The organism is Streptomyces griseus subsp. griseus (assembly GCF_000720255.1).
Classification (GTDB): domain Bacteria; phylum Actinomycetota; class Actinomycetes; order Streptomycetales; family Streptomycetaceae; genus Streptomyces; species Streptomyces griseus_I.
Genome location: NZ_JOJE01000017.1, coordinates 1 through 14050, shown reverse-complemented (window position 1 = coordinate 14050; position 14050 = coordinate 1). Strand labels below are relative to the sequence as shown.

Here is a 14050-nt window from a genome sequence, read left to right as displayed (position 1 = left end):
CGGTCGGACGATCAGGTCGCGATCAGGTCGCGATCAGGTCAGGAAGATACCGAGCAGCAGCAACACCACCACGATCGCGCCCATCACGATGCGCGCCGTCGGGTCCTCGCGCTCCCACAGGTCGTGGACGACGGCCCAGCCGGTCATGCGTGCGGCACGGCCGCCGTGGAGGCCGGAGGCGGGCCCCTGCTGCTCCTCGTCGTCGCCGTCCGCCGGCAGCGGCTCGGTGGCCTCGTCGAAACCGACCGGAAGACCCTGCTGCTCCTGAGCGACCAGGACCATCTGCTCGAGAAGTTCGGGGATCGTGTTCGGCGTGAGGGGATAGGCGAAGGTTCCGTGCGGCGTCTCCACGCACAGGCGGGCCTGCCACGGGTTTCCGGGCTCGTACCCGTCGATCCAGGCGTGGTCGGCCTGGAAGACCTGCGGGGCCTGGAGAGTCTGCGGCACTTGCGAGGCCTGGAGAGTCTGCGGCACTTGCGAGGCCTGGGGAGCTTGCGGCGCCTGGGGGGCCGGTACGGCCGCGGGGACAGGGGCCTGCTGGACCGGCGGGGCCTGCTGGGGAATGCCCCAGGTACGCGGGTCGGGCTGCTGCGGGTGCCCGTTGTCGTCGGTCAACTCTCGTCCTTCGCCGGGTCCAAGGGGGGCACCGGGTAGCGGTACCGGGCACGTCGGGCAGACACGCCCAGCGCATTGTGGGCCCACGGCGGGTCAGTGGGGCAGGGCACCTTCCCGGCGCGTCCCTGACACTTTTCCCGGTGCAATTCCCCAAGGGCGCCCCCTGGGGAATTTCGCGTCTCCCGGCGAGGAAAGCGGCACCGGTCCGGTGACAGGTCTTTGTCACACTGCCTGCGCACCTGGCTGGGCCAGGGCCCGTCGTGCGGTGCGGTCGTGACCCGCCCAGGCGGACGGGGAACCGACTCGCTGGAGTAACCGACTCGATGACAGACCACAACAGCCCTGCTGGCGCGGTCGGCGGAGGCCAGCCTTCCGGGCAGCCCGGGTCCTTCGGTCCTCCCCAGCAGCCACAGCAGCAGACGTGGCAGGCCCAGGGGCAGGGCCGGCAGGCCCCCGCCCCGCATGCTGCCAACCCCCAGCCCCAGCCCCTGCCCCAGCAACTTCCCTCCGACGCGGCCCGCGCACAGGTCGCCGCCGCCTGGGTGCGCAACACGCCCCGGGCCGGCCAGGCCGCCGTACCGTCGCTGCCACCGCGTGAGACGCGTCCCCAGGACGAGTCGAAGAAGGAGAAGCGCGAGCGGGAGCGGGCGGCGCGCAAGGCGGCATACGAGCAGAAGAAGGCGGAGAAGCAGCAGCGCAAGAGGGGCGGTACGGCGACGGCCGGTACCGCGCCCGCGCCCGCCGTGACGTCCCGGCCCACGCCCCAGGCACCTGCCGCGAACGCCCCGACGGGCTCGCCGCGGCCCACGACGGCCACCGCCCCGGCCGCCCACTCCACCGCCCCCCGGACCACCACACCGGCCGTCGGCACCTCCCAGCCCGTCCCCGCCCGCGAATTCGACGTACCCAAGCCCGGTGGCCGTATCTCCGGTGGCGGACGCCGTACGCACGTAGCGCTCCGCGCCACGCTCCTGATCACCACCTGTGTGCTCGCCCTGGGCTCGTGCGGCGTGATGGGGCTGGTGGTCGGCAAGTCGTCCGGGAAGACCACCGCCGGGCTGGACACGGCGGACGCCGCCAGGTACCGCCTCACCGAGTTCCCGACCGAGCAGGCGGCCGCCTTCGCGGAGCAGTACGCACAGCTGTGCATGACGTTCTCCCCGAACACCTCGTCCACCCGTCGGACGAACCTCGCCCGCTACATCTCCGCCGGTGTCGACCCCAACTGCGGCTGGAGTGGGGAAGGCGTCGGCAGGGCCGTCTCCGCCACCTGGGACGGCACCGCCGAGAAGCTTCCGGAGTACGGGGACCACGGCCGCTACATCGGGGTCCAGGTCCGCAGCGCCGACGGCACTCTCACCACGCTGACCGTCCCGGTGTACGTGAAGGACCTCAAGACAGGCGAGGGCATGCGCGTCGCCGGCGACGTCGGCCAGATGCCGATGCCGGCCTCCGCCGACGTGCCCGAGGTCGACCAGGGCGACGAGGTCGTGGACGACGCCCTGTCCACGCAGCTCCAGCAGAAGGTGCTGCCGGGCTACTTCGAGGCCTGGGGCGCCTCCGACACCACCGCCATGGCCCGCTTCATCACATCCGACGCGAGCCTGACGGCCACCACCGGCCTGGCCGGGCACCTGACGAACCCGCAGGTCGGTACTGTCGTCGCACTCGTCCCGGCAAGCGTGCAGGACACCAAACCGTACGCCTACAGCGCCGAACAGTCCGTACAGGTACGCGTGGCCGTCGACTGGAAGGACACAAGGGGCGTCACCGTGCGCCGCTCGTACCGGATGACGATGGTGAACACGGCCCAGGGCTGGTTCATCAAGGACATCCGGGGCGGTGTGATCGACGCGGAGGGCGGCCGGGCCGACAGCGACACCGGCAGCGCTCCGTCGGCGGGAACGGCCTCGCCTTCGGCCACCGCTTCCGGAGCCCCCTCGCCCTCGGCCTCGCCCTCGGCCTCCACGACCACCCAGTCGTCCAGGGGCAAGCAGCCCGGCAAATCCTGACCGGACCGCCGCGCACGGCCCCCACCGCCTACCACCGCTCCACCACCCGAGAGGAAACACCATGTACCTGGCCGCCGGTACGACCCTGAACGACATGTTCGGCGAGATCGAGGACATCCTGCGCAACGCGGGCACCATGGTCGCCGTCATCGCCCTGCTCATCCTCGGCATCCGCATGCTCCTGTCGATGAAGCGCGGAGACGGCATGCGCGAGGCCTTCCAGGGCTTCGGCATGATCGCGCTCGCCGCCCTGATCATCGGTGGCGCCGGCGGCCTCGCCGGAGTGCTGATCGGCCTCGGCAGTCAGATCGGCGGCGGCAACTGACCGACCGTCCGGGCCCTGCCCGACCGGTTGTCAGTAGCTGTCCGAGACAGGGGAGTTGGCAGAGATGAGCCAGGAGGCACCTGAGCCGCTGGTCGCGTACGACCACACCGACCTGGTCAACCGCCCCAAGCGGATCTGGAACTGGGGCAACATTCCGCTGCCGGGCCTGCTGCTGCCCGCGCTGGGTGCCGCCTTCGGCTTCGGGCTGCTCTGGCTCGTCACTCTGTTCACGGTGTCGGCGTTCCTCCCCTTCCTGGGCATGTCGATGTGGACGTCGGTCCTCTACTTCGGGCCGCCGTTCGCCGTCTACTTCGTCTGGGGCCGGCCCCTGCCTTCCGCGCTCACCCTGAGCCAGCAGCTGGTCGTGTGGACGGACTGGTGGTTCCAGCCCAAGCGCCTGCAAGGCCTCTCCGCGGACCAGGAACCCGAGGAACTGCACTGGCAGGTCATCCTCTTCACCCCCGGTTCACCGCGCTGGCAGGCCCGCTACGACGCCGCGCGCCGGGCCGCCGCCGAGCGAGGCAGCGCCTTCTCCGCCTACCGCTGACCACTGCACGCCAACTACCGCAGGATGACTCCCCATGTTCATGATGATCCTTCTGGGCGGGGCGGCCGCCTTCTTCGTGGTCGCCATGATCATGGCCGCCTCGTCGAGCAAGAAGAACGGCCAGGGCGGCGGCAAGAGTTCGTCCGCCTCCCGCTCCAAGCCGTCCGGCTCCTCGGCCGCCTCCGCCCGTCGTGAGGACCTCCGCCTCCCCTACCGTTACGCCGACGACACGATCTTCGTGCACGGTGACTCGGTCTGGACGGGCCTGGTCCTGCCCAACGCCATCGACGAGTACCTGAACGCCGGCGAACTCCAGGCGATGGCCGAGGGCCCGGCCCGCGGCCTGCTCAACCTCGCGCGCGGTGACCGCAACGTCGAGTGCCACTACCGCAAGGTCTACCAGCCGATCACCGCGCTGACCTGGGCGGAGGAGCTGAACGCGGTCGCCTGGGACCCGACCGACAACTACAAGGCGTACAACCTGCGCAAGGCCGAGTACCAGGAGCGCATCGGCGCCAAGCGGGAGCGCAACATCCTGCTGGTGAAGCTGGGCTCGCTGAAGCGGACCAGCGGCGGCACCGGCGTCGTGTCCCAGGACGACGAGCCGTATGACGAGCCCGGACTCCTCCAGGGCGTGCGCGGCGCGGCCGACCAGGCCGCCGCCACCGCGACCGGTGTCACCGACGAGTACCTCTCCCCGCACGTCCTCGCCGAGTGGACGCAGGTCGCGGTCGAGGTCCACGAGAGCCTGGAGGGCCTCAAGGGCACGCCGCTCACCCGCGAGGAGCTGGTCTGGCTGATCCGCAAGCCGCTCCACGGCGACCTCCCCGTCCCGCCCGAGCCGGTGCTCGGCTCGCGCGCCTGGGGACCCAACCAGTTCGACCTGGTCGTCGACTTCTCCGGCGAGAACCGCAAGACCCACATCGTGCTGCACCAGTACGACGAGGTGACGGGCGAGCAGCAGACCAGCTACACCACCACCCTGGTCGCCGCCAACTGGCCCGCCGAGACCCGCTTCCGCCAGTCGACCGCGTGGGCGCGCTACGCCGCCCAGCACGTGGACTTCCCGGTCGAGATCGACATGCGGTTCACGCTCATCCCGTACCTGAAGTTCAAGGACCGCGCCGACAAGATCCGCGGCAACCTCGTCGACGAGATGAACGACATGGCCAACTCGGGCCGAAGCCCGGACACCAAACTGGCCAGCCAGGTCACCCGCGCCCAGGAGCTCGTCGACGACATCGAGGAGCACAAGATGCCGGGCATGGAGGCGCAGATCCGCTTCACGATCTCCGCGCCGGACGTCAAGGAGCTGGAGCGCCGCCGCCGCGTCCTGGAGATGCAGTTCAAGCAGGACTTGAAGGTCACCCTGCTGCGACCGACCCGTCAGCAGTGGCGCCTGCTCCAGTCCCAGCTCCCCGGCGACGCCCCGAAGCTGCCCATCGCGCCCTACCTGAGGTTGCAGGAGGTCGAGCAGCTCGGCGCGGGACTGCCCACCGCGGGCACCGAGCTGGGCGACAACCCCGAGCACCGTTCCGGCAAGCGCCTCGGCTGGGTCGGCAACCTGGTCGGCTGGGCGGGCAAGATGCCGGTCCACTACTCGCTCCACGTCGGCCCGGCCCGCAACGACGGCGGTGGCCTGGCCATCGTCGGCGCGTCCGGCGGTGGCAAGTCCTCGCTCGCCCTCCAGAAGTTCTACGAGGAGTCGGAGTCGGGCGTTCGCTGCCTGGTCATCGACCCGAAGACCGACTTCGCCCAGATGTGCTACTACCTGGCCTTCGGCGCCCAGGTGAACGACCCCGCCTTCGCGGCGGACGCGGAGGCGGGCCTGCTCGGCACCCCGCAGAGCCGGTTCCAGCCGGTGAACCCCGAGTTCTGGGCGGAGACGGAGGTCGTCGACCTCCTCAAGGGCCAGGCAGGCGTCCTGGACCCCTGGGTCATCGCCCGAGACGTACCGGCAGGGCGGCTTCTGGCCGAGTCGATGCTCCGCGGCTTCCTCGGCGACGAGGACTACCAGCGCGTACGCCTCCCCGTCATCGAGGGCATGGCGACCGTCATCGGCCGCTACAACTCCGCGATACGCCAGGCGGTCGAGCAGGGCCTGTCGGCCCGCGACGCCGAACTGACCGTTTCCCGCCCGACGTTGTGGCAGGTCGTGGACGAGGTCGTGGCGGCGTACGACCACGCGGTGGCCACCGGTGACCGTGAGGCGATGAAGGACCTGAAACTCGCGCAGATGCTCCTCACCGAGCTGCGCACGCTCCCCTACGCCCGGCTGTCCTTCGCCGAACGCCCGCAGCCCCTCTCCAGCATGCGCAAGCGCCGTACGGTCATCACCCTGCGCGGTTTCCAGTCCCCGGCGGCCTCCGACCCGCGCAACTGGAACCCGGCGGAACGCCTCGCGGCGACGGCCCTGATGGCGGTCGTGGAGCTGGGCAGCCAGATGCTCGACGTCGGTTACGAGAAGAACCCGGTGACCGGCGAGATCGGTCTTCGCCCGAAGGCACTCTTCGTCGACGAGGCGTACGTCGTCACGGCGACCGAATCCGGCCGCGACCTGATGCGCCGCGCACTGAAGCAGGGCCGTTCCTACCTCGCCGTCACCGTCCTGATCACCCAGCAGGCCATCGACCTGGTCCAGATCGAGGACTCCGAGGCCCGCAGCGGCGGCGCCAACCAGATCCACACGGTCTTCGCCTTCAAGCAGAAGTCGGCGCAGGAGGCATCCCTGGTGGCCCCCCTGCTGGGCCGCCCGGAGAACGACCCGAAGGTCATCGCGGCCCTGCAGGAACTGCGCACGGGTGTCTGCCTCCAGCGCGACGCGGACAAGCGCGTCGGCACGGTCGCCGTCGACCTGGTCTTCAAGGAGATCCTCGCCGCCACGGACACCAACGGCACGACCCGCCCCGCGCGACAGGGGGTCAATCCGCCGCTGAACGTCTGGCACTGGACCTTCCTGCAGGAGGCGGAGGAGGACGCGGCGACCGCGCAGGAGCCGGCACACGCCCACGCGGCCCAGGCCGTGTGACGCCACCCCCCATCAGCACAAGGACGGACTTCATGCGAATCAAACGAGCGCTCGCGATCGGCGCCGCCCTCGTCGCGTTGTCGGCGGTGGGCGCGTGTGGGAGCGATGACGGCAACGCGGGGGCCGGCGGTGCCGTGGCCTCGGCCGGCGACACCGGGCAGGCCGGAGTGGGCGGCCTCCCCAAGGCGTCGGACATGGCGTCCATCGCGAGCTACCTGAATGAGTACACCTCGTGCCAGGACCTCGCGACGGGCGACGACTACGACGCCGACCATGGTCAGGACAGCGCCTGGGGCGCGCAAGAGGCCGCGGACGCGTCCTGGGCCATCAAGGAGCGGGGCGTCTGCACGGACCGGTCCGGCCACCCGATCGCGCTGCTCACCGTCACGGACATGAAGAAGTTCCAGACCGCCGCCAAGACGAACGGCGACGAGTTCCTGGTCGGCGCGGACTTCGCGGTCGTCCCGGTCGGCGACGAAGCGGTGCGAAGCCTGCAGCAGTCCGGTCTGCGGTTCTTGACCTGCGACGCGGACTTCTCGGCGCCGAGCGGATACGAGAAGGAGCCGGGCCTCGCGGACGGCTGCGTACTGACCAACTACGTCCCCGAGTAAGGCGAGAAACCATGCGAATCAGGCGAGCGGTCACCATCGGCGCCCTCCTCCTCATGTCGGCGTCGATGACGGCGTGCGGCGGCGGTGACGACAGCGCCGACGGCAACAGCGACGGCGACGGCAGGACCGGGACCGGGACCGACAAGGGGGGCAGCAGCCAGGCGGCGAGCCCGGGCCTTCCCGAGGCCTCGGACATGGCGTCCATCGCGTACTTCCTCAACGAGTACGCGTCCTGCCTGGATCTCACGACGGGCGCCGAGTACGACGACAGCAGCCTGGCGGACAGGGATCCCGCCTGGGGCGACGAGAGCATGCCCAAGGACCCCAGCTGGGGGATCAAGGAACGGGCCGCCTGCAGGGACAAGTACCACGACACCAACACGCTGCTCGTGGTGTCGGACATGAAGAAGTTCCAGACCTCCATGAAGGAGAAGAACTACAGGCAAATCCTGATCGGCAAGGATTTCGCGGTGGATCCGGGCGACGCCCAGACCATCCAGGAACTCAAGGCATCCGGCCTCGTGACCCTGTACTGCGATTCCGAGCACGCGATCCCCAGCGGTTTCAAGCAGGAGCCCGCGCAGGTCGACGGATGCGTTCTGACCGACTACTACAACCGCTGACCGGTCCCGAAGGGCTTCTCATGCTGACCCGTATCCGGCCGCGCTCCGGCCGTCCGGCACGGCCCCGGACAAGGCGCTCCCTGCGCGAGACACTGATACGCACCGGTGTCGCCGCACGGGCCATGCTGTTCCTGGTGCTCGGAGTGATCGCGCTGTCGTTCTCCGCTCCACAGCCGGCGAAAGCCCTCTTCGACACCTGTGACTGGACCTCCGACAGCATCAACCAGATGGCCGACATGCCGGGCCCCGCCGCGGAGAACATCTTTCCCGCGGTGAAACAGTGGGACGGCAAACGCGAACTCGTGTCGGGTGCTGTCAGAATGCCGGGCGCCCCTTCGGGCTACACGCTGTACGAACTTGACGCCATGCGGGGTCTCAACTGGGCCTCGACCCAGCAGAGCCAGAACCAGGCCAAGGAGGGGGACCGCGGGGAATCAGCCGACGGCGACGACTGCAGCCTCCAGAACGAGATCTACAACAGCATCGCCCAGGCCATCCTCGACATGAGCAAGATCATGAGCCGTGCGGCGATCAGCATCAAGGAGATCTCCTCCAACCCCAGCCCGCTGGCCGCCCTCTACGACGGCACGGTCTCGGGTGACGACAGCGTCGTCGACCGCCTGAACAACGGTGTCTTCAAGCTCGCCGTGCCCACCATGATCCTGCTCACCGGTCTCTGGGTGTTCGGGAAATGGCGCAAGGGAGACATGCGCGAGGTCTGGTCGGGTGTCGGCTGGGCCGCCTTCGTGGTGATCGCGGTATCGGCGTTCCTGGTCAACGGGAACTACGTGGCGGTGGTCGAGACGGCCGACTCGGGGATCGCCCAGGGGAATGCCGCGCTGACCGAAGCCGTGCTGGACAGCGCGGTGAACGGGGTCAACCCACCCTGCGACCTGCCCGACAACGCACCGCAGCGCGGCATGCGGATATCCAGCTGCGCCATGTACGACACCCTTGCGTTCCGCCCGTGGGCCATTGGCCAGTTCGGCGATCCGGGCAAGAACCGGATGGAGTACAAGGGCACTGACGACTGCGATTTCGGAACGGGCAAGCGCTGCACCGACCTTCGGGTCAAGCAGGTGGTCGTCCAGTCAGTGACGAACTTCGACTACTACAAGGACTGGTCGAAGGAGGAAGTGGAAGAAGAAAGAAACGTCATCAAGTACAAGGAGAACCGGTACGGGGAACTGCGCAACTACATCGCCAAGAACGAGAGCGCCCGCGTCTACGAGCAGTGGGCCGGCCACAAGCCCGCCAACCGCATCAGCATCGGCGTCTACGCACTGGTCGCGTCCCTGATCGTCGGCCTGATGGTGATCGTGCTCAGTGCCCTGACACTGCTGTGGCACGCGGTCACCCTCATCATGGTGATCCTCCTGCCCCTGGTGGCGATCATCTCGATCCACCCGACCCAGCAGAAACTGCTCAGGGGCTGGTGGCAGACCTTTGTGCACAGCTTCGTCCTGCGCGCCGGATTCGGTGTGATCCTCACGATCCTGCTGCTCTTCTACCAGCTGATCCTGCCCCTGCAGATCCCCTTGGGCATGCAGTTGCTGATGCTCCTGCTGGTCACGGTCGCCGTGATCATGCTGCTGAAGAACCTGCTGTCCGGGAAGTTCAGCCCGCAGGTCGCTGGTGCGGACGACGCCCTCGGGGTGGGAGACATGGCCAACAAGGCCACCGCCATGGCACCTGGTCTCGCCGCGTCCACCGCTCGCACCAGCGGCCGCATCGCGGGCACCACCGCCAAGGGAGCGGGCCGCGTGGTGGGCGGCGGCGCCCGGGCGGCGGACAAGGTCATCTTCAACGGCAAGTACCGAGGCAAGATGCAGGAGAAGGGCTGGATCGGCCAGTCCAAGCGCGAGCAGCGACAAACGGCCTATCAGTCTGCCCAGATGACCCGGAAGAACTACGAAAGGGAGTTCCCCGAGCAGGAGGGCAAGGAGGCGGAGACCCCGGCACCGCCCCGCAGCCGAGGCCGCCGTGTCAGCAGTTCCAGCGGGAAGCAGGCTCCACAGCCAACGACCACGCCCACGCCCACGGCTGAGCCCCGCCCAGCACCGGCACCGGCACCGGCACCGGTTCCAGCCCCCGCGCCGCAACCGCAGGCCCCCCGCCCCCGGACCCCTGAGCCGCCGGCGTCCCAGGCCCCGCCCCGGACACCACGCGACCCCCGTGGCCCCAGCGGCCGCGTCTAGCGCCCGTGCCCAGCCGCTTCCGCCCCGAGAACCCCGAGGAGCCCTCCCATGCCCGCCGTGACCGCCGACCGCACCCCCGACCAGCTGGTCGCGGAACTGGAGCGGCTCATCGGGGTGGACTGGCCCACGGTGTGGGCGGGGGTCCCGGAGGACGCGGGCAAACGCACGCACTGGTGCGCGGGCTTCGGCTGGCGGCCGCTGTGGTTCGAGGGCGGACTGCGGGTCCGTACGGCCGTCGGCGGCCGCCTGCACCTCGTCTCGGAGGCCCCCGGCCGTCCGGTGACCCGGGTCGCCCACACGGTGTGGTCGGCCCGGGCCCGGGACCTGCACGAGAACGCCCTCGTCACGGAACGTGCACAGGCCCGCTGGACCGCCGGCCTGACCGCCCTGCGCGGCTTGCTGGGAACCCCGAGCTGGAACGGCGCCTGGGACACGCCCGGCTTCCCTGAACTGCCGGGCCTCGGGGCGTGGCCGGACGCCCGATGGCGTGAGGCGTACCAGGATCCGTACCGCGTCGCGGTGTGGCGGTTCCAGGTGCCGCAGGCGCCGGTCCTCGAGCTACGGATGACGCTGGGCGCGACGGCACGACGTGGTCCGGTGCCGGCCAATGCAAGGATCGAACTCGCCTGCCACGACCCCGCCCACGCGGAGGCCCGACGGCAGGCGCGGCACGGATGAACCGGAGCCGTGCGGAACGCGAGGAAGGTGACAAGCCATGACGACCCTGAGGATCGGGCGCAGCCCCGAGCAGCTGGCCGAGGAGCTCAAGGCACTCGAGCACGTGGACTGGCCCGCGGTCTGGGCGGGCCCGCCCAACCCCGGCCAGGCGCTGGACGACTGGTGCGCGCTGTTCGGCTGGAGGCCGACTTCGGCGGAGCGGGTTCTGACCGTGTCCACGGTCACGGGCCAGAGCATCACGCTCTTCCCTGTCCGCTCCGGTGGATGGGCCCCGATCAAGCAGCTCAGCTGGACGAGCTGGCAAATGGCGGCGGACGACGCCCACGAGAACGACGAGGTCCTCGAGCAGGCGGCTGAGACATGGGCCGCGTATGTGGCGGCTGCGCGGGCCGTGGTCGGTGAACCCGCCTACGCCGGCGCCTGGGACGACCCTGCCTTTCCTGAACCGCCCCACGACCGGCACTGGCTGATGCCTCGCGACCTCCGCCTGGAGAACATGAGCCCCTATCGCATGGCGGTCTGGCGCGAGGACGGCCCTGAGGGACACATCACCGTACTCACCGTCGGTCTGGGACCCGCCCCGGAGCCGGGTGAGCTCCGACGCCCGATGATCAAGGTAACTTGCTATCCGCCGGAGGCCGAGTGATCCAGGTACACCTCCCGGACCGTGTCCTCGACGACGCCCGTGAGCGACAGCAGGTCGGTGAGGCCTCACTGACCGAGGCCGAAGCCCTGCGGATCGCGAGTCGGCTGCGTAAGGGCATCGCACACCTCCCGGACAAGGAATACAGAGAGCAGCTCCACAAACGTCTCAGGGAGTTCGCCGCCGATCAGGACGTGGATCTGCCTACGCCCGACACCAGGTCGACCTTCTGGTCCTACCGATTGGAGGACCACCCGCAGATCAACATGGAGCCCGGAGAAGCGCTGTACAGCATGCACATGGCGGCTGCGTACACCGAGGCACAGAACTCGATCACGCCGAACACCCTGCGCTACCTGGAGGGCACTCCCGGTGGAAAGGCGTTGGGCGAACTCCACCTCTGGGACACGGAGTTGCAAGACGCACTGGAGCTGGACGAGAAGGCGGGTCTGGCCCTCGCCTACGAAGCCTGGGGCACCCTCTCCGAGAAGTACGCCGCGAAGACGGAGAACGAAGCCCTCTTCTTCATGGCCGAGCTCAACCCGGGAACCGTCGCCTACCAGACGGAGTCCCGGCAGCTCCGTCAGGACGGCAAGCTCGACATCATCCAGTTCATGTACCCGGCGCCGGCGCAGAAGTACGCGGATCTCGCCCCGGAGACACAGGAGTTGCTGGCCTCCCAGGCGGTCCGCGCGCAGGTCCACACCTTCTCGTACGACGAGAACGACACCAAGTACACGCCGCTGACCAAGGCGGGCCACCTCGACCTGGAGCAACTGAAGGCGCTCCCCACCCCCGAGGCCCAACGCGCCGCGGTCCTGGAGGTCTGCGCCCGCGTGGCCGTCATGGACGGCCCCGCCCGTGCCGCGGAGGCGGAGAGTCTCATCGAAGAGATCAAGACCCTGCGCCCGGACCACGAGGTGACGCTGCCCAGCGTCGAGGACCAGCAGTGGGCCGCCTCCCTCCGCGGCCGGTCACAGGAGTCCCCGGCAGCACAGACGCCGACTCCCGCTCCGGCTGTCAGCACCCATGGCCAATACCTCCCCGGCGTCACCGTGAACGCCAAGGTGGGGCCCGTCGTGCCCCAGCCGCTCCCGGCGAAGACCGTCGCCGCGGTCGCCCCGACCCACGACTTCCTGCCCGGGGTCACCCCGCAGGCGGTGTCGGTCGCCACCCAGGACAAGAGCGCCACCCCGGCGACTCCCCCGCAGGCCCCTCCGGCCCCCGAGCAGTCACGTGACACAGGGTTGGGAGTGTGACCCCGCCCGTGAACCGCACCGCGCGCACCCCCCGCCCTCAGTCCCGCCCCACCCGCCGGCCGAAATCACCCACCTCCGGCGGCCCGCCACTCCCCCTCCTCCGCCGCTTCCTCCGCCAGGACACGAGCGACGCCTGGGCCGTCCGCCTCCTCCCCCGCATCGTCTTCGGCGTGGCAGCGCTCTACACCGTGGTCACCCTCGCTTCCCAGAGCGGCTCCAGCTTCGTCGCGGTCTGCGCCGTGCTGCTCCTCGGCGCCGTCCTCTGGCTCCTCCGCCGCCGCACCCAACTGCTGCTGGCGATCGGGCTGAGCATCCTCACCATCGCCTTCACCGGATACTTCTCCGCAGTCGGCGACTCGGCCCGGATGAGCGAAACCACGAACGCTGCCATGACCGGCCAGGCCGCCCTCGGCTACTGGGCGCTCGCCGGTATGGCCCTGCTGGGCGCCTGGATGGTGAAGGAGCACCCGGGTCGGCGGGGAGTCACCGTGCTCCTCGCGGATGTGATCCTCGTCATCGCGTCCGGCATCGGTATGTTCCTGCCGGAGGCCGGCGTACCGATCGGATTCGTGGGTGTGATCGGGGTGCTGGCAGTGCGCGGAAAGAGCGCCAAGGTGGTGACAGCCCGTACGCGCCGGGCGTTTGGCCGCCTTCGTCCGCGCAAGGCAAGTGATGCGGTGGACAGTTGAGGCCCGTGTGAACGTTTGGTCTCGCCACTGTGCCAGATCGGCACATGCTTTGCAGATGCGTTGCACGGGGTTGACGGATCGTTTTAGAGTCCCCACCGATCACGGATCACCACGGGGGACGACACACATGCGTATGGCCAGCCATACGGCGCTGCCCGCGCGCCCTGCGCGCGGGTCGGTACGGGGGGCACACATACCCGAAGCCGCTCTGCCCTGCCAGCGCCGCCCGGACGTCTTTCAGCACCCGCTGCTGGAGACGCCGACCGACATCCCGGGCACCTCACCCGAGCAGCGCCGCCAGCACCTCGTTCTGCTGCGCACCGCGCGGGACCTGTGCGCCTCCTGCCCGTTGTGGGCCGAGTGCCTTCAGGACGCCGTCACGCACGCCGAGCCGTACGGCTACGCGGCCGCGACATCGCTGGACGACCGGCGCTGGATCCGCCGCACGCTGGGCGTGGGCGACACGAACGGCGATCTGTCCGCCCGCATCGCGGACGGCTCCGGCGAGATGTCGCGCCGCCTGCTCCGGCTCCGCTCCCGCACCGCCGACTCACCCGTTCCGCACCGTGCCGAAGGCGGCCTGCCCACACTGGAGCGGATACTCGACGCGTTCGATTTGCGCCAGGATCAACTCGCTTGCCAGACAGGTGAGTTGCCCGGCATACCGAGGCAGTTGCACGAGCACACCCCCGCACAGTCCACGCACGGACGACTCCAGCCGTACTGTCAATCCCCTCGAACTGTGGAGACCTTCCTATACAGCCAGTTCCTCGGTGAAGCTGGCCCAGTAGTCGTGTTCGTAGTCGATGGGGCTCTTGAAGT

At 69.5% G+C, this 14050-nt stretch carries 13 protein-coding genes; 12 read left to right on the top strand and 1 reads right to left on the bottom strand.

Features of this window, described 5'->3' with window-relative positions; translation table 11 throughout:
- Positions 1–33: 33 nt before the first annotated feature.
- Positions 34–615, bottom strand: coding sequence for a hypothetical protein (locus IG99_RS23220; RefSeq protein WP_037676816.1), 582 nt, complete (start codon positions 613–615; stop codon positions 34–36).
- Positions 616–938: 323 nt separating this feature from the next.
- Here IG99_RS23220 and IG99_RS48830 point away from each other — a divergent pair, with 323 nt between their 5' ends.
- The 12 genes from IG99_RS48830 to IG99_RS23155 all read left to right on the top strand — a co-directional run.
- The gene (locus tag IG99_RS48830; RefSeq protein ID WP_078947845.1) at positions 939–2627 is read left to right on the top strand and encodes a conjugal transfer protein; all 1689 of its coding nucleotides are present in this window, start codon (positions 939–941) and stop codon (positions 2625–2627) included.
- A gap of 61 nt (positions 2628–2688) precedes the next feature.
- The gene (locus IG99_RS23205) at positions 2689–2952 is read left to right on the top strand and encodes a hypothetical protein (RefSeq protein WP_037676815.1); all 264 of its coding nucleotides are present in this window, start codon (positions 2689–2691) and stop codon (positions 2950–2952) included.
- Positions 2953–3016: 64 nt separating this feature from the next.
- The gene (locus IG99_RS23200; RefSeq protein ID WP_037676814.1) at positions 3017–3499 is read left to right on the top strand and encodes a hypothetical protein; all 483 of its coding nucleotides are present in this window, start codon (positions 3017–3019) and stop codon (positions 3497–3499) included.
- 34 nt (positions 3500–3533) lie between these two features.
- Positions 3534–6527: an ATP-binding protein gene (locus IG99_RS23195; RefSeq protein ID WP_037676813.1), complete on the top strand. Its 2994-nt coding sequence runs from the start codon at positions 3534–3536 to the stop codon at positions 6525–6527.
- 32 nt (positions 6528–6559) lie between these two features.
- Positions 6560–7138: a hypothetical protein gene (locus tag IG99_RS23190; RefSeq protein WP_037676812.1), complete on the top strand. Its 579-nt coding sequence runs from the start codon at positions 6560–6562 to the stop codon at positions 7136–7138.
- 11 nt (positions 7139–7149) lie between these two features.
- Complete coding sequence (locus IG99_RS23185; protein ID WP_037676811.1) at positions 7150–7761, top strand: hypothetical protein; 612 nt, start codon at positions 7150–7152, stop codon at positions 7759–7761.
- A gap of 20 nt (positions 7762–7781) precedes the next feature.
- Positions 7782–9959, top strand: a complete 2178-nt coding sequence (locus IG99_RS23180; protein WP_051865804.1) for a hypothetical protein — start codon at positions 7782–7784, stop codon at positions 9957–9959.
- Between the two features lie 48 nt (positions 9960–10007).
- A complete protein-coding gene (locus IG99_RS23175) occupies positions 10008–10637 on the top strand; it encodes a hypothetical protein (protein ID WP_037676810.1) in 630 nt (209 codons plus the stop codon).
- 37 nt (positions 10638–10674) lie between these two features.
- Positions 10675–11283, top strand: a complete 609-nt coding sequence (locus tag IG99_RS23170; RefSeq protein ID WP_037676809.1) for a hypothetical protein — start codon at positions 10675–10677, stop codon at positions 11281–11283.
- On the top strand, positions 11280–12539 hold the full coding sequence (locus IG99_RS23165; protein ID WP_051865802.1) for a hypothetical protein: 1260 nt from the start codon (positions 11280–11282) through the stop codon (positions 12537–12539). Before IG99_RS23170 ends, IG99_RS23165 begins: the two co-directional genes overlap by 4 nt.
- Positions 12536–13228 carry a hypothetical protein gene (locus tag IG99_RS23160; protein WP_234311928.1) on the top strand — a complete coding sequence of 231 codons (693 nt, stop codon included), beginning with the start codon at positions 12536–12538 and terminating at the stop codon, positions 13226–13228. The genes IG99_RS23165 and IG99_RS23160 overlap by 4 nt, the downstream gene beginning before the upstream one ends.
- A 133-nt stretch (positions 13229–13361) precedes the next feature.
- Positions 13362–14050: WhiB family transcriptional regulator (locus IG99_RS23155; RefSeq protein ID WP_199815582.1), on the top strand; the 689-nt coding region annotated here is incomplete at its 3' end.